Genomic DNA, 19990 nt, shown 5'->3' on the forward strand with positions numbered 1-19990 from the left:
GAAATCATATTGAAAGCATCTTTTCTTACCGTGGCGTGTGTCGCCACGGCTGCCTTGCTGGCCGGCTGCTCAGGCGCTCCCTCCAATCCCTCCAATAAGGACGACAGCGCGTTTACCTATTTGCTGGACAGGCCGAGCAACTGGGTTGAAAACAAGGTCGACGAATTGCCGCCGCTGCCTCAGCAGGGCAACCTTCTGCCTTTCGACGTCTCGCAGAACACACCGCTGCAGTTCTTCCTCGACTCGAAATCGGTGAGCGTCGGTTCCGATGGCGTCGTGCGGTACACGGTTGTGATCACGAGCCCGAGTGGCGCGCGTAACGTGAACTACGAGGGAATTCGCTGCGACACGTACGAATGGCGCCTGTACGCCGGCCTCGACGCTGATCATAGCGGCTGGGACCGCACCGTCGCCAACGACTTTTCGCGTATCGAAAATGGCGCGTTAAACGCCTATCACGCGGCGCTTTATCAGGATTACTTCTGCGCCAACAAGATTCCAATCGCCAACGCGAAGACGATCGTGGAAAACGTTCAGTTTCATCGGACGCAGAGCGTCCTGGTTCGGTAAGGTTTGCTGGGCGCTACGTCGAGCGGCGGTTGTGAACGGAGGGCCGGATCCTAAAAGCTGCAACCGTGGGTGAGGCCTGCGGGCTGACTGCTCGAACGCCTGACGGGGATCCGGACGGAACGGCTGTACGGTCAAAAAAAGGCGCTTCGATCTGAAGCGCCTTTTTTGCATGCGTGGCTTTCCGCCGACAGGCTGACGGAGCGTGTGCTGCTGTACACCTGCGTCCAATCGCGATCGGGGCGTGGGGAGCGGCGAGCTTTCTCTTCCCGGCCCGGTGCTTTAAACGAGCACCAGGTTATCGCGATGGATCAACTCCGGCTCGAGCATGTAGCCGAGCACCGCCTCAATATCACCGCTCGCGCGCCGCTGGATCAGCCTGGCTTCTGCGCTGCTGTAATTCGTAAGACCGCGCGCGACCTCAAGCCCGGACGCATTCAGGCAGGCGATCACTTCACCTCGCGCGAAAGCGCCCTGCACGCCGACGACACCAATCGGCAACAGGCTCTTACCGCCCGCCGTCAACTTCTCGACCGCGCCGTCATCGATCACGACGTGACCGCGGACCTGCAAATGGTCTGCCATCCACTGCTTGCGTGCGGCGATTCGCGCCGTGCGCGCGATCAGCTGCGTGCCGATTGCCTCGCCGGAAGCCAGCCGCACGAGGACGTCCAGCTCGCGCCCGCTCGCAATGACCGTATTCGCGCCGCTGTGCGCCGCGCGCTTCGCGGCGAGAATCTTGGTGAGCATGCCCCCGCGGCCAATGCTCGAACCCGCTCCACCTGCCATTGCCTCGAGGTCCGGCGCACCCGCGTCGGCCTGCTCAACGAGCTTCGCAGCCGGATCCTTACGAGGATCCGCCGTGTAAAGGCCCTGCTGGTCGGTGAGAATAATCAGTGCATCGCCTTCAATGAGATTCGCAACCAGCGCGCCAAGGGTGTCGTTATCACCGAATTTGATTTCGTCGGTAATGACGGTGTCGTTCTCGTTGATGATCGGCACCACGCCGAGCCGCAGGAGCGTCAGCAGCGTCGAGCGCGCGTTCAGATAGCGTTCGCGATCCGCCAGGTCAGCATGCGTGAGTAGAATCTGCGCGGTACGGATCGAGTGCTCGGCAAAACGGCTCTCGTACACCTGCGCGAGCCCCATTTGTCCGACAGCGGCCGCGGCCTGCAATTCGTCGATCTCGCGTGGGCGCTTCGTCCAGCCGAGCCGTTGCATGCCCTCCGCGATGGCACCTGAACTGACGAGGACGACTTCCTTGCCCTGCCCGCGCAGCGCGGCGATCTGTGCAGCCCAGCGGCCGATCGCGGCATGATCGAGCCCGCGTCCGTCATTCGTAACAAGACTCGAACCGACTTTCACTACCAGGCGCCTGGAATCGGCGATGACGGAACGCATTGTGCGCGGTCTCCCAAGAGGATACGTGAGGCCTGCCGGCACGCCCGGTTGCGCGAGCGTGCTGGCCTTCAAGCGAGGGGTGTTATTCCTGCGGCTGCATGGCCTCGCCGCCCGCGTCCGCTGCGGGCTTTTCGCGGAAGCGGACGTCAGCGGCCAGATCCTCCGCTTCGGCAGCGCGCTGTGCGTCAGAATGCGCTGCAATGTGATCGTAGATGGCGTAAATCAGACCTTCGCAGCCTTGGCCCGTAAGGGCCGAAATCTCATAGACCGGGCCATTCCATTCGTACCGCTTCAGGAAATCCGCCACCCGCTCCGCGCGCTCGTCGTCCGGCACCATGTCGAGCTTGTTCAGCACGAGCCAGCGCGGTTTATCGTAGAGCAACTCATCGTATTTGCGCAGTTCATTGACGATCGCTCGGGCTTCAGCAACGGGATCGACCGCGTCATCGAACGGCGCGAGGTCGACGATGTGCAGGAGCAGCCCCGTGCGCTGGAGATGTCGCAGGAACTGGTGCCCGAGACCGGCGCCTTCCGCTGCCCCTTCGATCAGGCCGGGAATATCTGCGATGACAAAACTACGGCTCGGCCCGACCCGAACGACGCCCAGATTCGGCGCCAGCGTAGTGAACGGATAGTCGGCGATCTTCGGCTTCGCATTCGACACCGACGAGATGAACGTCGACTTGCCGGCGTTCGGCATGCCGAGCAAACCAACGTCCGCCAGCACCTTCAGCTCGAGGCGCACCATACGACGCTCGCCCGGCTTGCCGTCTGTCTTCTGACGCGGAGCGCGGTTCGTACTCGACTTGAAGTGGAGGTTGCCAAGCCCACCCGAACCGCCCGCAGCGATCTGAATCGACTGGTTGTGCTCTGTGAGGTCGGCGATCAGCTCGCCCGTTTCCATATCCAGGATGGTCGTGCCGACCGGCATGCGCAGCGTGATATCGTCACCGCCCTTGCCGTAGCAATCCGCGCCGCGGCCGTTTTCGCCGTTGCGCGCCTGGTGCTTCTTCGCATAGCGGTAGTCGATCAGCGTGTTGATGTTGCGGTCCGCAACCGCATACACGCTGCCGCCACGGCCGCCATCGCCGCCGTCCGGACCACCGAATGGGACGAACTTCTCGCGGCGCATCGACGCGCTGCCATCCCCTCCGTCGCCGGCGATGACTTCAATCCTCGCTTCGTCAATGAACTTCATGAGTAACTCCGTCCCGTGTTTAATGCTATTTTGCCGCGACTGTCGCGCGTTGACCAATCATCCGAATGGCCAGTCGCCGCCCCTTGCATCGATGAGCGGCAATGAAAAAGGCCCCGCTAACTTCGCGGGGCCTTTGTTCCGGTCCTGAAGCCCGTGCCTGATTAAATTCAGGCTGCTGCCGGGACTACGTTGACCAGATGCTTCTTGTCGGCGCCTTTCGTCGTGAACTTGACGTGGCCGTCCGTCAGCGCGAACAGGGTGTGATCCTTGCCGATGCCGACATTCTCACCCGGGTGCATACGCGTACCGCGTTGACGCACGATGATGCCGCCAGCGTTGATCGCCTGACCGCCGTACACTTTCACGCCAAGTCGTTTCGACTCGGAGTCGCGGCCGTTCCGGGACGATCCGCCTGCCTTTTTGTGTGCCATTTGTTAGCTCCTTGACCGGTGCGCTTACGCGTTGATAGCGTCGATGCGCAGTTCGGTGTAGTTCTGGCGGTGGCCGCCATGCTTCTGGTAGTGCTTCCGGCGACGCATCTTGAAGATGGTCACTTTTGCGTGACGACCCTGGGACACGACGGTAGCCTTGACGGAAGCCCCACTGACCAGCGGCGTACCGAACTTAATCGATTCGCCTTCGCCCACTGCGAGAACCTGGTCGAGCGTGATTTCAGCGTCAATGTCTGCCGGTATCTGTTCTACTTTAAGTTTTTCGCCAACAGCAACCTTATACTGCTTGCCGCCGGTTTTTATGACCGCGTACATTGAGAACCTCACTCTGTATTCATTTTCCCCACGCACCACGCGCGGAAACCCGTGATTATACATAGAGTTAGCTGCGCGGTCAAAAGCAGTTGACATCCTCGGGGAAGGCCGCCCGCCCTGGCCGGACGGCCATTCCTGCAGCGATCTCGCAGGCTGCGGCGCGGAATGACCGCGATTCGCCTTATAATTCGCGGCACTACCCCTTTTCGCCATCATGTCGTCGACTGCCACCCCCTCCCCCAACGCCGCCAGCCTCCTCGCTCCGATTGCCGAAGACATGCAGCAGGTGAATCGCGTTATCCGGCACCGTCTGGCGTCCGAGGTGATGCTGATCAACCAGATCTCGGAGTACATCATCAGCGCCGGTGGCAAGCGTCTGCGCCCCGCGCTGCTGCTACTCGTGGCCGGCGCGCTGGGCGAGACGACGGGGCACCGGCACGAACTGGCGGCGGTCGTCGAGTTCATCCACACGGCTACGCTGCTGCATGACGACGTCGTTGATGAATCCGATCTGCGGCGCGGCCGCCAGACTGCGAACGCGCTGTTCGGCAACGCGGCGAGCGTGCTGGTCGGCGACTTCCTGTATTCGCGCTCGTTCCAGATGATGGTCGGCGTGGGCAAGATGCGCGTGATGGAGATCCTGTCGGAGGCGACCAACATCATCTCCGAAGGCGAAGTGCTCCAGCTTCTGAACATGCACGACGCCGACGTGGACGAAGCCCGCTACATGCAGGTGATCCGCTACAAGACGGCAAAGCTGTTCGAGGCTGCCGCGCAACTCGGGGCGGTGCTCGCTGGTGCTGACGCGACGATCGAATCGGCGGCGGCGGAATTCGGCCGTCGCATCGGCACTGCGTTCCAGATCATGGACGACTGGCTCGATTACACAGGTACCGCCGAATCGATGGGCAAGAACGCTGGCGACGACCTGCGCGAAGGCAAGCCGACGCTGCCGCTCATCTACCTGATCGAGCGCGGCACGCCGGAGCAGTCGGCGCTCGCGCGCGAAGCGATCGAACAGGGCGGCACGGACCGGTTCGAGACCATTTTCGAGGCCATCACCCGTTCGGGCGCACTGGACCACACGCTCGAATGCGCAAAACAGGAAGCACAGGCGGCCGCCGCAGCAATTTCTTCGTTCCCGGATTCCATTTACAAAGAAAGCCTGCTAGAATTATGTTCTTACTCGACGGCAAGACAGTCTTGAACAAGACTGAAATGCGGTTGTAGTCCAAGTAAGTCATTTCGGGGTGTAGCTTAGCCTGGTAGAGCGCTACGTTCGGGACGTAGAGGCCGGAGGTTCGAATCCTCTCACCCCGACCAGAATCTGAAAAAACCGTGCAATTGCGCGGTTTTTTTTCGCCTGAAGGTTTTCAGCCCGCGATGCCCGGGTATCTATGCCGTCCGGCCAGGCGGGCATCCGTGACACCCTCTGCTATATTTCTCTCCATCCCCCTTTTCCTCTATTTCACGCCGCGTGGACCAAATTCCCTTATGGGCGCAAATCAGCGCCGTCTTTGTGCTGCTCATCTGCTCCAGTTTCTTTTCGATTTCCGAAACGGCGATGATGGCCCTGAACCGGCATCGCCTGAAGCATCTCGCGACTCAGGGCACGCTCGGCGCGAAGACCACGCAGACGCTTCTCGCGCACACGGATCAGCTGCTGAGCGTGATCCTGATCGGCAACAACCTGCTGAACACGATCATCCCTGTCTTGACCACGTCGATCGCGCTGCATACGTTCGGGCATGACAACGTGGTGCTGTCGGTAGCAACCGGCATCGTCGCGTTTCTGATCATCGTGTTCGCGGAAATAACGCCGAAAATTGTGGGCGCAACGTTCCCGGAAAAAATCGCGCTGCCCGCCAGCCTGCTGATCGCGCCGATGATGCGTGTCGCGCGACCGCTGGTGTGGTTCGTCAACCTGTTCGCGAACGGCATCCTGCGTCTGCTGCACATCAACACCAAAGGCGGACGCGACCAGCGGCTGTCTAGTGAAGAACTGCGCACCATCGTGCTCGAATCAGGCAGCTTCATGCCGACCAAGCACCGCAGCATCCTGCTCAACCTGTTCGATCTCGAAAACATTTCCGTCGATGACGTGATGATCCCGCGCCGCCGGATCGAGGCGCTCGACTTCGACGCGCCGTTCGAACAGATCCTGCATCAGCTTGAGACGTGCTATCACAACAAGCTGATCGTCTATCAAGGCGACATCGATCGCGTGCTGGGCGTGCTGCATGTGAGAAAGACACTCTCCGCGCTTCACAACCAGGAGCTGGAGCGCGAAACGCTGCGTGAACTACTCGCCGAGCCGTACTTTGTGCCGACCGGCACGCCTGTGTTCCAGCAACTCCAGTATTTTCAGGAGAGCCGCCAGCGCACCGCGCTCGTCGTCAATGAGTACGGCGAACTCGAAGGGCTGGTGACGCCGGAAGACATCATCGAAGAACTGATCGGTGAGTTCACGACATCCATTCCACGCAGCGCCAGTTCGCGCGGCGGTTGGGACGAGAAAGGCGAGTGCATCGTCGCGGGCAGCATGCCGCTGCGCGAGCTGAATCGCTGGCTGCAACTCACGCTGCCAACCGACGGGCCGAAAACGCTCAACGGTCTGATCCTCGAAATGCTCGAAGAGATTCCCGAAGGCGACGTGTGCGTTCGCATCGGCGAAGTGAAACTCGAGGTGATGCGCAGCGACGATCAGGCGATTCGCACGGTCAAGGTTTTCCGTCCCGCCACGCGCGGGGGTGCGAAGGGCAAGAAAGCCACGCGCGATTAGCCATCCGGCCGAGTGGTGTGTCGAGCCGGCAGGAACGATGATGAAGTTATCGCGTTCTACAGGCGGCCCCTGGCCGGTTTCCGATGCACTCTCCCGATCCCCGCGTCGCATCTTCTTTTGCCGCGCACGCCAACCCCGTCGATGCCGCCGGTCCGGCTCGTGGGCGGTCCACCACACCGAGCGCCGGGGCACCGCGCGCCGGTACGTCTTCGGCTCCTCGCACGTTTGCTTCAACACCAACCGTCGAACCGTCCCGACACGATGCTGGCGTGTCCAGCGCAGACGCTGACACCACACCTGCCGTCCGCCTCCTGACCAGCACGCTGCATGAAGCCGCAAGTCGTAATGCGTCCGACGTGCATATCGAACCTGCGGAACACGGCTGGCGAATACGTCTTCGCGTTGACGGGGTGCTGCATGAGATCGCACAGCCGCCCGCGCATCTGCGCGATGCGTTCATCACCCGGGTCAAGGTGCTCGCCCGGATGGACATCGCGGAGCGCCGTATCCCGCAGGACGGTCGTCTGCGGCTTGCCGCCACCGCGGGCCGGATCGAGGACTACCGCGTCAATTCGCTACCTGCGCTGCACGGCGAGAAGCTCGTACTGCGCCGTCTGGAAGCGCTGCCCGCCGATCTTTCGCTCGATGCGCTCGGGCTCGACAGTGTGCAACGACACGCGGTCGAAGCGGCAATTCGCGCGCCGCACGGGCTGATGCTCGTCACCGGGCCGACCGGCAGCGGCAAGACACTGTCGTTGTACTGCTTCCTGCAAATGCTCAATGCCGAATCACGCAATGTATGCTCGGTCGAAGACCCCGCGGAAATCCAGATGGCCGGAATCAACCAGGTCAGTGTTCGCGAGAAGGCCGGCCTCACGTTTGCGGTCGCCCTGCGTGCGTTCCTGCGGCAGGATCCCGACGTAATCATGGTCGGGGAAATCCGCGACGAGGAGACGGCCGACGTCGCCGTCAAGGCCGCGCAGACGGGCCACCTCGTGCTCTCGACACTGCATACCAACGACGCGCCCGCCGCCGTCGCCCGGCTGATCGACATCGGCGTCGCGCCCTACAACCTGGCCGCGGCACTGCGCATGGTTACGGCGCAACGTCTCGTGCGACGCCTGTGCCCGGCGTGCTGCACGCCGGTGAAGGAATCGCCGGCGGCGCTTCGCGCGGCGGGCTTTTCCGACGCGCAACTCGAAGGATGGAAACCGTACGCGGCAAAAGGCTGCGCTGCGTGCCACGGCGTGGGTTATCGCGGACGCATCGGCGTGCATCAGGTGATGCCGATATCCGACGCCACGCGCGAACTGATCGTCACGCGCGCCGGCACGCATGCGATTGCCAGACAGGCGCAGGCGGAACACGTCGGCACGTTGCGCGAATCCGCACTCGCCCGCGTGCGCGATGGCACGACAAGTCTTGCCGAGGCGCTGGCCGCCACCGAGGTCGCATGAACGTCACCCAGCCTTCGAGTGCGTCATCGCGAGATCTGCGCTTTACCTGGCGCGCGGTCGATTCGAATGGCGCCCGGCGTCACGGCACAGTGATTGCACCCGATGCGGCCGTCGCGCGCGCGATGCTCAAGCGTGACAGCCTGTACGTGTATGAGCTTGCTGCACGCGGACCGGCATCACGGCCGAAGGCGCGCGCCGCCGAGGTCACGCTCTTTACCCGGCAGCTTGCCAGTCTGCTACGCGCCGGTCTGCCACTCGCGCCCGCACTCGACCTGCTCGCGCAATCCCCGGCACGTCGCGGCCGGGAGGGCATGCCGCGCATCATCGGCACCCTGGCGCGCGACATCACTGCCGGCCTGCGTTTCTCCGCCGCGCTCGAACAGCATCCAGTGCAGTTCAACGCGCTGTATTGCCAGCTCGTTGCCGTCGGCGAGGCAACCGGCGCGCTGGCCACCGTACTCGCGCGCGTCGCCGATGATCGTGAGCGCGCAGCCGCGCAACGCGCGAAGGTCCGCGCGGCGCTCACGTATCCGGTCGCGATCCTGCTGCTCGCGCTCGCCATTACCGCAGCACTGCTGGTGTGGGTCGTGCCGACGTTCCAGCAGATCTTCGATGGCTTCGGCGCAAAACTACCCGTGCCAACGCAGATCGTGATCGCGCTGTCATCCGCAGCCGCGCGATGGAGCGTGCCTGCGTTCGCATGCGTCGTCGTTGCAGGCGTCGCCATCGGGCGCGTGCTGCGCCGCTCGGACAAGGCGCGCGTCGCATTCGCACGCTTCTCGCTAGGATTGCCGATCGCCGGCGGACTGCTCACGACGCTGTGCTCCGCCCGCTGGAGTCGCGCGCTCGGCACGTTACTCTCCGCAGGCACCCCGTTATCAGACGCCTTCGATTCATTGACGCACGCCACCGGCAACGCGTACTTCGACCGTGCGACTGTCGACATCGCCGCGCGTCTGCGTCGCGGAGAACGGCTTGCCGCAGCAATGCATACGGTGCGCTGCTTTCCGCCGGAGATCGTTCAACCGGTCGCCGTCGCTGAAGAATCCGGCGCGCTGGACGCGATGCTGATCGACGTCGCGTCGCTCTGTGACCGTCAGGTCGACGAAAAAATCGGCACGCTTGCCAGCCTGTGCGAGCCGCTCGTCATCATGGTGCTGGGCGTGCTCGTCGGTGGTCTTGTGATCGCGATGTATCTTCCCATTATTCAACTCGGCAACGTGGTGTAGCATCGCAGCCGAATCCAATCATTCAACCATGCGCGCGATACAGTCCCTGACCGACTCCCCTTTCAGCGGCCCGCTCGGCTATTACACAGCCAGCCTCACCGCAGCGTTCGGCGCTCTGCCCGTAAGTGCCCAGATTGCGTTCGCGGTCGTGCTCGGCCTCGTCATCGGCAGCTTTGTGAACGTGGTGGCGCACCGGCTACCGATCATGCTCGAACGCGCCTGGCGCAGCGAGGTCAGCGAAACGACCGGCCAGCCGTTCGAAGGCGACAGCCTCCCCGCACGCTATGACCTGTGGTTGCCCCGCAGCGCATGTCCTCATTGCGGGCATACGCTGAAGGCGTGGGAAAACATTCCGGTGCTGAGCTATCTGCTACTGCGCGGACGTTGCTCGCATTGCCACGCGCGTGTGAGCCTGCGCTATCCTGTGATCGAACTCGCGAGCGCAGCGCTGGCCGCCGGATCGCTCGTGACGTTCGGCGCGACAGGCACCGCGCTCGCCGCTTTCGGCCTGTGCGCGACGCTGCTCGCGATGAGCGCCATCGACATCGACACGCATCTGCTGCCGGACTCGATGACGCTGCCGCTGTTGTGGGCTGGCCTGATCATCAATTTCGAAGGCACGTTCGCAACGCTGCACGACGCCGTACTCGGCGCGATCGCGGGATACCTCACGCTGTGGTGCGTGCACTGGCTTTTCAAGCTGGTGCGTGGCATCGAGGGAATGGGCTACGGCGACTTCAAGCTGCTTGCCGCACTCGGCGCATGGCTTGGGTGGGCCGCGTTGCCGCAGATCGTCGTGATCTCGGCAGTGGCCGGCGCGATGACTGGATTGCTCGCGACGTGGTTCGGCCGGATGCGCTTCGAAGAGCCATTGCCGTTCGGTCCGTTTCTCGCCGCCGGCGGCGCCATCACGCTGTTTCTCGGCACGCCGTTGTATCGGGCGTTGGGGGGCTGACACATGTTTTCTGTCGGGTTGACGGGAGGAATCGGCAGCGGCAAGTCGACTGTCGCCGATCTCTTTGCCACGCACGGCGTGCCGATCATCGACACCGACGTGATCGCCCATCGCATCACCGCGCCTGGCGGAATCGCGATGTCCTCGATCGCGAGGGAATTCGGTCCATCGTTCGTTACACCGGATGGCTCACTCGACCGCGCACAGATGCGCGCACTCGTCTTTAGCGACGACACGGCGCGCTCACGGCTCGAAGCAATCACCCATCCCTTGATCCGTGCCGAGACCGAGCGCGAGCGAGCCGAAGCGAGCGGCCCTTACCTGATAATTGTCGTACCGCTGCTCGTCGAATCGGGTAGCTGGAAGACACGGGTGGACCGCGTACTCGTCGTCGACTGCACGGTCGAGACGCAGATCGCGCGGGTCATGCGTCGCAACGCGTTCACACGCGAACAGGTGCTCGCGATCATCGCCCGCCAGGCCACCCGCGACGCGCGACGCGCCGCAGCGGACGACGTCATCCTCAATGATGCCGCCGCTGTCGAGGCGCTTGCCAAAGACGTGGACCTGTTACATCGTCAATACGTTTTGCTGGCTGGAGCGTCATGCGGCTAGTCTCGGACGATCGAGGCGCAATCTTCGTATAACCCGCACACGCCCTCGTGTTCCACGCAGTCCGCACTGCACATCCAGCTTCACGATCGGTCAGCAACACAGCAACAAGGTCACCCATCCACCCAGTCACACAGCCATCATGATTCAGGCGCAGAAAATGCGCTGGAACGCGCAGAAAAAGTGCGTGATTGCTAGGGTAGTCTCACGGCATTAGAATGTCCTGCAATCCCGTCACCGACCACGCCAGAGGCGAGCGCGCTTGATCCTTTACGAGTATCCCTTCAACGAGCGAATCCGTACGCTGTTGCGCCTCGAAGATCTGTTCGAGCGCTTCACGTTCTTTCTGACCCAGGAAGACGCCAGGGAACACCACGTTGCGCTGACGACCCTCTTCGAAATCGCCGAGGTCGCGGGCCGCGCGGATCTGAAGTCGGACCTGATGAAAGAACTCGAACGGCAGCGTCAGACACTGGCGCCGTTTCGCGGCAACCCCGGCATCGAGCAGAACGCGCTCGAAGCGGTTTTGGGTGAGATCGAGCAGACCCTCGCCGGCCTCACGCAGATGCAGGGCAAAACGGGCCAGCATCTTGCAGACAACGAATGGCTCGCAAGCATCCGCAGTCGCGCGATCATTCCCGGTGGCACCTGCAAATTCGATCTGCCGTCTTACTACGCGTGGCAGCAGACGCACCCCGACCAGCGCCGTCAGGACATCGCTAAATGGGTCACGCCGCTACTGCCGCTTCGCGACGCCGCTACCATCGTGTTGCGGCTCGCGCGTGAATCAGGGCAGGCGTCGAAGGTCATGGCAACGCAGGGGAGCTATCAACAGATGCTATCCGGGCGCTCGTATCAGTTGATGCAGGTAAGGGTGGCACCGGAATTGCGGGTGATCCCTGAGGCCAGCGCCAACAAGTACATGCTGTGGGTGCGTTTCACAGTGCAGGATGGTGACCTGAGACCCAGATCCGTCGACGTCGACGTTCCGTTTCAGCTCACGCTGTGCAGTCTGTAATATCGTTACTGGTGTGGTACAAGCCCGGAAAGGCTCGTTTAGGAGAGGTCAGTCAGAAACCGGCCTTTGAAACCGGCCCGATCCACCCCATGTTTGAAGCTTCCTGTTCCCGTTTGCGATTGATCGCCTGACCGTATGCCCACTGTCGTCAAATGCCCAACTTGCGGAAAGGACGTCCGCTGGACACCTGAAAACCGCTTCCGCCCCTTCTGTTCCGACCGCTGCAAGCAGATCGATCTCGGAGCATGGGCCGCCGAAAAGTACAAGATCGGCGGCACCGACGAGGAACCGCCTTCAGACGAGACGCCTTCCGGCGGCTACAACCCGCACTGAAACGCTGTTTGACGCTACAACCTGAACAATCAGGCCAGCGCTACTTCTCCGCCGCCAGCCATTCCAGCACTGGAATGGTGGCCGGCAGCAAGGGCGAGACCTCGGCGGGCAGCGCCTGCCAGACGAAGGCCTGACCTTCGCGTCCGTGGGGCTCGCCGCTCCACGCCGTCACCTTGCAGAAATAGAGCCTGACATACGCGTGCGGATAGTCATGCTCAAGCGTGTGCCAGCGATGGCTCGCCTTCACGTCGATCCCGAGTTCCTCGTGCAGTTCGCGGGCGAGCGCCGCCTCAACTGATTCGCCCGGCTCCAGCTTTCCGCCCGGAAATTCCCAGTAGCCTTCGTACGGCTTGCCTGCGGGCCGTTGCGCCAGCAGATATCGCCCGTCCGGCTGCACCAGCACGCCGACAGCTACGTCTGTGACCGGCCGCGCGCGGGCAGTGTTATCGGCGACTTCCGTGGCGCCGGTCATGCGCCCTCTGCAGACGACTGCGGCGCCTGGGACTTACGCCCCGACCAGTCACGCGCAAACTGCCACGCTACCCGTCCCGAACGCGAACCGCGTTCCAGTGCCCAGACGAGTGCGTCGCCGCGCGCCGCCTCGACTTCCGCGTCGGCGCAACCAAAATGACGCAGCCAGTGGCCGACAATCGCCAGGTAATCGTCCTGCTTGAACGGATAGAAACTCACCCACAGCCCGAAGCGCTCGGACAGCGAAATCTTTTCTTCGACCACTTCGCCCGGATGAATCTCGCCATCGGACGTGTGTTTGTACGTCTCGTTGTCGCTCATGTATTCAGGCAACAGATGGCGACGGTTCGATGTCGCGTAGATCAGCACGTTGTCGGACTGCGCGGCCACCGAGCCATCGAGCGCCACCTTCAGCGCCTTGTAGCCCGACTCGCCTTCCTCGAATGAGAGATCGTCGCAGAACACGATGAAGCGCTCCGGACGCTGCGCGATCAGATCGACGATGTCGCCGAGATCATGCAGGTCGTCCTTGTCGACTTCGATCAGACGCAGACCGTCTTTTGCATGCGCGTTCAGGCAGGCCTTGATCAGCGACGATTTGCCCGTGCCGCGCGCGCCCGTCAGCAACACATTGTTGGCCGGCTGCTGGCGCACGAACTGACGCGTGTTCTGCTCAATCAGGGACTTCTGTCGGTCGATGTGCTGGAGGTCGTCGAGTGAGATCGTCGAAATCGACGGCACCGGTTGCAGATAGCCGCGCCCCTGCCGCTTGCGCCAGCGAAACGCAACGGCGGCGGACCAGTCCGCGTCGGCTGCGGCGGGCGGAAGCATCGCTTCCAGTCGGCCGAGCACGGCTTCGGCGCGGGTCAGAAACTGTTCGAGTTTGTCCATCTTGTAAGCGGCCCCGGTCAGGAACGGTAGTCGGCGTTGATGCTGACGTAGTCGTGCGAGAGATCGCAGGTCCAGATGGTGGCCTGCGCGTCGCCACGCCCGAGCACCACGCGAATCGCGATCTCGCTTTTTTTCATCACGCGCTGGCCGTCTTCTTCGCGATAGGCCGGGTTGCGTCCACCCGCTTTCGCGACCAGCACGTCGTCGAGGTACAGGTCGATTTTGTCGACATCGAGGTCGTTCACGCCCGCATAGCCGATTGCGGCCAGAATGCGGCCAAGGTTCGGGTCCGACGCATAGAACGCTGTCTTCACGAGCGGCGAATGGCCGATTGCGTATGCGATCTGGCGGCATTCGGCGGTATCCCTGCCACCCTCGACATTGACCGTCATGAACTTCGTCGCGCCTTCGCCATCACGCACGATAAGTTGCGCGAGCGTCTGTGCGACTTCAGTCACGGCATCGCGAAGCGCGCCGTAGGCGGCCGAGTCCGTCGACGTGATCGCCGGCAGGCTCGACTTGCCCGAAGCAATGAGAATGAACGAGTCGTTCGTCGACGTATCGCCGTCGATCGTGATGCAGTTGAACGAGCGATCCGCGACATGCTTCACGAGCGCGTCGAGTACCGGCTGCGCAACGTTGGCGTCGAACGCGAGGAAGCCGAGCATCGTCGCCATGTTAGGCTTGATCATGCCCGCGCCCTTGCTGATGCCGGTGAATGTGACCGTATGGCCATCGATCGCCACCTGACGCGACGTCGCCTTCGCCTGGGTATCGGTCGTCATGATCGCCTGCGCGGCGTCGTACCAGTGTGCGGCTTTGCGGTTAGCCAGCGCTGCAGGCAAACCGGCCTTCAGACGATCGATCGGCAGCGGCTCCAGAATCACGCCCGTCGAAAACGGCAACACCTGCCCGGGTGCAATGTCGGCGAGGCGCGCGAGTTCGACGCAGGTTTCGCGCGCGTGCGCGAGACCCGGTTCGCCCGTGCCGGCGTTCGCATTGCCCGTATTCACAACCAGCGCACGAATGCCCTTCCCGCCCGCACGCACGCGCTCCAGATGCTCACGACACACGGTGACCGGCGCGGCGCAAAAACGGTTCTGCGTGAACACGCCTGCGACAGTCGCGCCTTCGTCGACGGAAATGACGAGCACGTCCTTGCGGTTCGGCTTGCGGATGTTCGCTTCGGCCCAACCCAGCATGACGCCGGCGACAGGATGAAGTTGAGCGGGATCGATCGAGGGGAAATTGACAGCCATGTTGGCGACCTGTCGGAGATGAGCGTGCCGGTGCAGAACCGGCATCGGGGATCAACATGAGCGGACCAGACGGATGCCCGACCACCAGAGAATCAGCAGGCGCTGTAAAAAGGGCCTGGCAAACACAACCCGGCGCGCGCACCAGTCACGATGCGCGCGCCGTCTAACTCAGGCAATCTTGCCGTGGCACTGCTTGTACTTCTTGCCGCTGCCGCATGGGCACGGATCGTTGCGCCCGACCTTCGGCACACCATCCGCCGCCAGGTGCTGCGATCCAGCAGCATGCGCGTGACTCATCGCGTCACCGATCATGGCCGCTGCCGCGTCGGCCGCAACCGGCGCTGCCGCTGCAGCTTCCGCGAATTCGGCGTGGCGGAACTCGACGTTCTCGAGATGGCTGCCCTGCTCTTCATACTGCTCAGCGGCCTGCTCCAGCTGTTCCGGCGACTGGATCTGCACGTTCATCACAACGCGCGTCACTTCGAGCTTCACGGCATCGAGCATTGCGGCGAACAGTTCGAACGCTTCGCGCTTGTATTCCTGCTTCGGGTTCTTCTGCGCATAGCCGCGCAGATGGATACCCTGACGCAGGTGATCGAGCGCAGCCAGATGTTCGCGCCAGCTACGGTCGAGCGTCTGCAGCATGATCGAGCGCTCGAACGCGCTGAACGATTCGCGACCGACCAGTTCGACCTTGCCTTCGTATGCTTCGTCGGCAGCCGCGGTGACGGCTTCGAGAATTTCATCGGCGTCGATCGACTTCGACTCGTTGATCATTTCCTGAATGGCGAGATCGAGCTGCCATTCGTTGCGCAGCACTTCTTCCAGCTCAGGCACGTCCCATTGTTCTTCGATGCTGCCCGCCGGCACGAACTGATGGACGATATCGGCGATCACGCCATGGCGCATCGCGCCGATGGTTTCGGTGATGTCGTGCGCTTCCAGCAGTTCATTGCGCTGCTGATAGATCACCTTGCGCTGATCGTTCGACACGTCGTCGTATTCGAGCAGCTGCTTGCGGATATCGAAGTTGCGCGCTTCGACCTTGCGCTGCGCCGATTCGATCGAACGCGTGACGATGCCCGCTTCGATCGCCTCGCCTTCCGGCATCTTCAGGCGATCCATGATCGAGCGCACGCGGTCGCCCGCGAAAATGCGCAGAAGCGGATCGTCCAGCGACAGATAGAAACGCGACGAGCCCGGATCGCCCTGACGGCCCGCACGGCCACGCAACTGGTTGTCGATCCGGCGCGATTCGTGACGCTCGGTGCCGACGATGTGCAAACCACCCGCGGCCTTCACCTCGTCGTGCAGCGTCTGCCATTCGTCGTGCAGTTGCTTGATACGGCGCGCCTTTTCGTCGGCGGGAATCGATTCGTCGAGTTCGAGGAACGTTGCCTGCTTTTCGGCGTTGCCGCCGAGCACGATGTCGGTACCGCGACCGGCCATGTTGGTCGCGATCGTCACACGCTTCGGACGGCCAGCTTCCGCGACGATCGCCGCTTCGCGCGCGTGCTGCTTCGCGTTCAGCACCTCGTGCGGCAGACCGGCTTTGGTCAGGAGGCCCGACAACAGCTCGGAGTTCTCGATCGACGTCGTGCCGACCAGCACCGGCTGACCGCGCTCGTAGCAATCCTGGATATCGCGGATGACGGCGTCGTAACGTTCCTTCGCCGTCTTGTAAATCTGATCCTGCCTGTCGCTCCGCTTCGGCGGACGGTTCGTCGGAATGACGACCGTTTCCAGCCCGTAAATTTCGTTGAATTCGTACGCTTCGGTATCGGCCGTGCCGGTCATGCCGGACAGCTTCGAGTACATGCGGAAGTAGTTCTGGAACGTGATCGAAGCGAGCGTCTGGTTTTCGCTCTGGATCTTGACGTGTTCCTTCGCCTCGACCGCCTGGTGCAACCCGTCCGACCAGCGGCGACCCGACATCAGACGACCAGTGAATTCGTCGACGATTACGACTTCGTTGTTCTGCACGACGTAGTGCTGATCCTTGAAGAACAGCGTGTGAGCGCGCAACGCGGCGTACACATGGTGCATCAACGTGATGTTCTGCGGCGCGTACAGGCTTTCGCCGTCGCCGATCAGGCCCCACTCGGCGAGCAGACGCTCAGCCTTTTCGTGGCCCGATTCGGTGAGAAACACCTGACGTGCTTTTTCATCCAGCGTGTAGTCGCCCGGCTTTTCGACGCCCGTGCCGTCGGCTTTCTCTTCGCCGATCTGGCGTTCGAGCAGCGGCGGCAGCGCGTTCATGCGCACGTAGAGTTCGGTGTGATCTTCGGCCTGGCCGGAGATGATCAGCGGCGTACGCGCTTCGTCGATCAGGATCGAGTCCACTTCGTCGACGACCGCGAAATTCAGGGCCCGCTGCACGCGCGCGTCGGTCTCGTAGACCATGTTGTCGCGCAGGTAGTCGAAGCCGAATTCGTTGTTCGTGCCGTACGTGATGTCCGCGGCGTAGGCTTCCTGCTTGGCGGCGTGATCCATCTGCGACAGGTTGATACCCACCGTCAGACCGAGGAAGTTGTACAGACGCGCCATCCATTCGGCGTCGCGCTGCGCGAGGTAATCGTTGACGGTCACGACGTGCACGCCGCGGCCGGACAGCGCGTTCAGGTAGACCGGCAGCGTGGCGACGAGCGTCTTGCCTTCGCCAGTACGCATTTCCGCGATCTTGCCGTAATGCAGGACCATGCCGCCGACCAGCTGCACGTCGAAGTGGCGCATGTGCAGCACGCGCCTGCTCGCCTCGCGGCAGACGGCGAAGGCTTCGGGCAGCAGCTTGTCGAGCGATTCGCCGCTCGCGACACGCTGTCGGAATTCACCGGTTTTGGCGCGCAGTTGGTCATCCGTCAACTGCTCGATCTGCGGCTCGAGCGCATTGATCGACGCGACGGTCTTTTGATATTGCTTGACGAGCCGCTGGTTGCGGCTGCCAAAAATCTTTTGTAGAAAACCGGTGGTCATCGGATCGGTGTCTGCGTCGCGGCTTCGGCCCGGTCACACGGCATGTGAGCCCGGAATCGGGGGGGCCTCGGCGGCTTAGGTCCAAGAGTGAATTCGAATCGGGGATTTTAGCACGCAGCCCCGGCTGCGCCTGTGTCCATGGCGGAATGGCCGAGGTCTGCTTCAGCCGCGCCCCGGCTGGCCTTGACGGCGGCCTGGCGCGCGAGCCACGGGGTACAATCCAGGCATCACAGTACATGGCGCGCGGTGATGCCCGCGCTGCCGCCAGCTGGCCCGTCCTCATCCCGAAAGCCTGCAGAAAATATGAGCCGTTTCTCGTCGTTTTCAAGGCCGTTTTCAAACCAGAACGCTGCGCGCCGCCCGCAGCCGGTCGCCGAAGTGCTGAATCGCACCGACGCGTTCGCGGCCCTGCGCGCCGGCGTCGAGCAGATTGCCGCGCTGGAACGCGATCTGAAGCAGCTGCTGCCCGACTATCTGGCGACGAGCGTCGAGCCCGGTTTCATCAAGGATGGCGTACTGGCACTTTTCGCCGCACATAACGCGCTCGCGGCGCGCCTGCGACATCTTGAACCCCGTCTGGTGTCAGATCTTCAGCAGCGCGGGTGGGCAGTCAACTCGCTGAGAATCCGCGTGCGTCCGCAGGCGGTAAAGGAGCCGCCGCAGCCCAAACAGGCACGTATGACAGCGCGTGGCGCCGAAGCGCTGTACGAACTGAGCGAGACGCTCGCGCCTTCGCCGTTACGTGAAGCACTGGCCAGAATGGCTGCCCGCCATCGCATCAGTCGCGAGCCAAAAAAATAAGCGGCCCGGAAGGCCGCTTATTTTTTGTACAACTGGTTTTGTGCAACTCGTTTTCCACAGATCGCGGATCAAGCCGCCCGGTAGCAATCAGGCAAACGCCGTCTGCGTATCGTAGGCAAAGCCGCGCGGCGCCTTTTGCGGATCGTCGAACGTGACAATTTCATACGCATCCTCGTGCGCCAGCAGTTCGCGCAACAGCTGGTTGTTCAGGCCGTGGCCCGACTTGTACGCGTTGTACGAAGCCAGCAACGGATGACCAACCACGTAAAGGTCGCCGATCGCGTCGAGCATCTTGTGCTTCACGAATTCGTCGTCATAACGCAGGCCGTCGTTGTTCAGGATGCGGTATTCGTCGAGCACGATCGCGTTATCCATGCTGCCGCCGCGCGCCAGACCCAGCTCGCGCATCATTTCCACTTCGTGCGCAAAGCCGAACGTACGCGCCCGCGCGATTTCCCGCACGTACGACGTATTCGCAAAATCGACTTCCAGCGCCTGCCCCGTCTTGTCGACAGCTGGATGGCGAAAATCGATCGTGAACTTCAGTTTGAAGCCGAAAAACGGCTCGAGACGCGCAAATTTGTCGCCGTCGCGAATTTCAACCGGCTTCGTGACCTTGATGAATTTCTTCGCGGCATTCTGCTCTTCGACGCCAGCCGACTGGATCAGAAACACGAACGAAGCCGCGCTGCCGTCCATGATCGGGATCTCTTCAGCGGTGACGTCGACGTACAGATTGTCGATGCCGAGGCCCGCACAGGCGGACATCAGATGCTCGATCGTCGACACCCGGGCACCGTCTTTCTGCAGCACCGAAGCCAGCCGCGTATCGCCGATCGCCATGGCCTGCGCAGGAATCTCCACTGGCGTGGCCAGATCCACACGCGTGAACACGATGCCCGTGTCCGGTCCGGCCGGACGGAGCGTCAGGTCGACCTTCCGGCCCGAATGCAAGCCGATGCCGACCGTCTTGACGATCGATTTGATAGTGCGCTGCTTCAACATGATGGTCTTCTATTCGATTGAAAATCCCAATCGGGACTTTTTATTCCATAGCGCGAATTATACTCCATCAACCTCACATCGGGTTTTCACCGAACGTATCAATCTGTTTCCCATCATTACTTCACGGAAACTTCACGGAAAGCGTGACGGGCCGACGCCCGGAACGGAGGCGTTTCCGGACATCGGCCCGCGTAACGGCCAGTCACAAAAGCGTCATTTCACCGTTGCCTGCCTGCCACACTCGCAGGAGCCAGGCGGCAAAACAGCGCCT

19 protein-coding genes and 1 tRNA gene are annotated in these 19990 nt (G+C 62.3%); 11 read left to right on the forward strand and 9 right to left on the reverse strand.

Features of this window, described 5'->3' with window-relative positions; translation table 11 throughout:
* Positions 1–9: 9 nt before the first annotated feature.
* The gene (locus tag P3T16_RS19290; RefSeq protein ID WP_429255522.1) at positions 10–570 is read left to right on the forward strand and encodes a CNP1-like family protein; all 561 of its coding nucleotides are present in this window, start codon (positions 10–12) and stop codon (positions 568–570) included.
* 279 nt (positions 571–849) lie between these two features.
* Here the strand turns inward: P3T16_RS19290 and proB are convergent, their stop codons facing one another.
* The 4 genes from proB to rplU all read right to left on the reverse strand — a co-directional run bounded on the left by proB (position 850) and on the right by rplU (position 3933).
* Positions 850–1968: a glutamate 5-kinase gene (gene proB, locus P3T16_RS19295; RefSeq protein WP_429343463.1), complete on the reverse strand. Its 1119-nt coding sequence runs from the start codon at positions 1966–1968 to the stop codon at positions 850–852.
* An 82-nt stretch (positions 1969–2050) separates the two neighbouring features.
* Positions 2051–3166 (reverse strand): Obg family GTPase CgtA, encoded by a 1116-nt coding sequence (gene cgtA / locus P3T16_RS19300; protein WP_429343464.1) that lies wholly within the window; start codon positions 3164–3166, stop codon positions 2051–2053.
* Between the two features lie 167 nt (positions 3167–3333).
* Positions 3334–3597, reverse strand: coding sequence for a 50S ribosomal protein L27 (gene rpmA / locus P3T16_RS19305; protein WP_090538089.1), 264 nt, complete (start codon positions 3595–3597; stop codon positions 3334–3336).
* 24 nt (positions 3598–3621) lie between these two features.
* Positions 3622–3933, reverse strand: a complete 312-nt coding sequence (gene rplU, locus P3T16_RS19310) for a 50S ribosomal protein L21 (protein WP_007180329.1) — start codon at positions 3931–3933, stop codon at positions 3622–3624.
* A gap of 214 nt (positions 3934–4147) precedes the next feature.
* Here rplU and P3T16_RS19315 point away from each other — a divergent pair, with 214 nt between their 5' ends.
* The 9 genes from P3T16_RS19315 (at position 4148) to yacG (ending at position 12319) form a co-directional block, all read left to right on the forward strand.
* Positions 4148–5140: a polyprenyl synthetase family protein gene (locus P3T16_RS19315; RefSeq protein WP_429255525.1), complete on the forward strand. Its 993-nt coding sequence runs from the start codon at positions 4148–4150 to the stop codon at positions 5138–5140.
* Positions 5141–5179: 39 nt separating this feature from the next.
* Positions 5180–5256: transfer RNA gene (locus P3T16_RS19320), tRNA-Pro, on the forward strand.
* A 154-nt stretch (positions 5257–5410) separates the two neighbouring features.
* Positions 5411–6715 carry an HlyC/CorC family transporter gene (locus P3T16_RS19325; protein ID WP_429343465.1) on the forward strand — a complete coding sequence of 435 codons (1305 nt, stop codon included), beginning with the start codon at positions 5411–5413 and terminating at the stop codon, positions 6713–6715.
* A 269-nt stretch (positions 6716–6984) separates the two neighbouring features.
* Positions 6985–8172, forward strand: a complete 1188-nt coding sequence (locus P3T16_RS19330) for a GspE/PulE family protein (protein ID WP_429343466.1) — start codon at positions 6985–6987, stop codon at positions 8170–8172.
* Positions 8169–9401: a type II secretion system F family protein gene (locus P3T16_RS19335; protein WP_429343467.1), complete on the forward strand. Its 1233-nt coding sequence runs from the start codon at positions 8169–8171 to the stop codon at positions 9399–9401. Before P3T16_RS19330 ends, P3T16_RS19335 begins: the two co-directional genes overlap by 4 nt.
* A 28-nt stretch (positions 9402–9429) precedes the next feature.
* Complete coding sequence (locus tag P3T16_RS19340; RefSeq protein ID WP_429343468.1) at positions 9430–10356, forward strand: prepilin peptidase; 927 nt, start codon at positions 9430–9432, stop codon at positions 10354–10356.
* 3 nt (positions 10357–10359) lie between these two features.
* Positions 10360–10971 (forward strand): dephospho-CoA kinase, encoded by a 612-nt coding sequence (gene coaE / locus P3T16_RS19345; protein ID WP_429343469.1) that lies wholly within the window; start codon positions 10360–10362, stop codon positions 10969–10971.
* 259 nt (positions 10972–11230) lie between these two features.
* On the forward strand, positions 11231–11986 hold the full coding sequence (gene zapD, locus P3T16_RS19350; RefSeq protein WP_429255530.1) for a cell division protein ZapD: 756 nt from the start codon (positions 11231–11233) through the stop codon (positions 11984–11986).
* 135 nt (positions 11987–12121) lie between these two features.
* Positions 12122–12319 carry a DNA gyrase inhibitor YacG gene (gene yacG / locus P3T16_RS19355; protein ID WP_429255531.1) on the forward strand — a complete coding sequence of 66 codons (198 nt, stop codon included), beginning with the start codon at positions 12122–12124 and terminating at the stop codon, positions 12317–12319.
* A 40-nt stretch (positions 12320–12359) separates the two neighbouring features.
* On the opposite strand, the gene P3T16_RS19360 is transcribed toward yacG, so the two are convergent.
* The 4 genes from P3T16_RS19360 to secA form a co-directional block, all read right to left on the reverse strand.
* The gene (locus tag P3T16_RS19360) at positions 12360–12791 is read right to left on the reverse strand and encodes an NUDIX domain-containing protein (RefSeq protein WP_429343470.1); all 432 of its coding nucleotides are present in this window, start codon (positions 12789–12791) and stop codon (positions 12360–12362) included.
* Positions 12788–13681, reverse strand: coding sequence for an ATP-binding protein (locus tag P3T16_RS19365; RefSeq protein ID WP_429343471.1), 894 nt, complete (start codon positions 13679–13681; stop codon positions 12788–12790). The genes P3T16_RS19360 and P3T16_RS19365 overlap by 4 nt, the downstream gene beginning before the upstream one ends.
* A 17-nt stretch (positions 13682–13698) precedes the next feature.
* Positions 13699–14940, reverse strand: coding sequence for a bifunctional glutamate N-acetyltransferase/amino-acid acetyltransferase ArgJ (gene argJ, locus P3T16_RS19370; RefSeq protein WP_429343472.1), 1242 nt, complete (start codon positions 14938–14940; stop codon positions 13699–13701).
* A 168-nt stretch (positions 14941–15108) separates the two neighbouring features.
* On the reverse strand, positions 15109–17913 hold the full coding sequence (gene secA / locus P3T16_RS19375; protein ID WP_429343473.1) for a preprotein translocase subunit SecA: 2805 nt from the start codon (positions 17911–17913) through the stop codon (positions 15109–15111).
* 303 nt (positions 17914–18216) lie between these two features.
* On the opposite strand from secA, the gene P3T16_RS19380 reads away from it, so the two are divergent.
* Positions 18217–18714, forward strand: coding sequence for a DciA family protein (locus tag P3T16_RS19380; RefSeq protein WP_429255536.1), 498 nt, complete (start codon positions 18217–18219; stop codon positions 18712–18714).
* An 87-nt stretch (positions 18715–18801) separates the two neighbouring features.
* Here P3T16_RS19380 and lpxC read toward each other — a convergent pair whose 3' ends face one another.
* The gene (gene lpxC, locus P3T16_RS19385) at positions 18802–19719 is read right to left on the reverse strand and encodes a UDP-3-O-acyl-N-acetylglucosamine deacetylase (RefSeq protein WP_429255537.1); all 918 of its coding nucleotides are present in this window, start codon (positions 19717–19719) and stop codon (positions 18802–18804) included.
* Positions 19720–19990: the final 271 nt, after the last annotated feature.

It is taken from the genome of Paraburkholderia sp. GAS42, from assembly GCF_050436565.1.
Classification (GTDB): domain Bacteria; phylum Pseudomonadota; class Gammaproteobacteria; order Burkholderiales; family Burkholderiaceae; genus Paraburkholderia.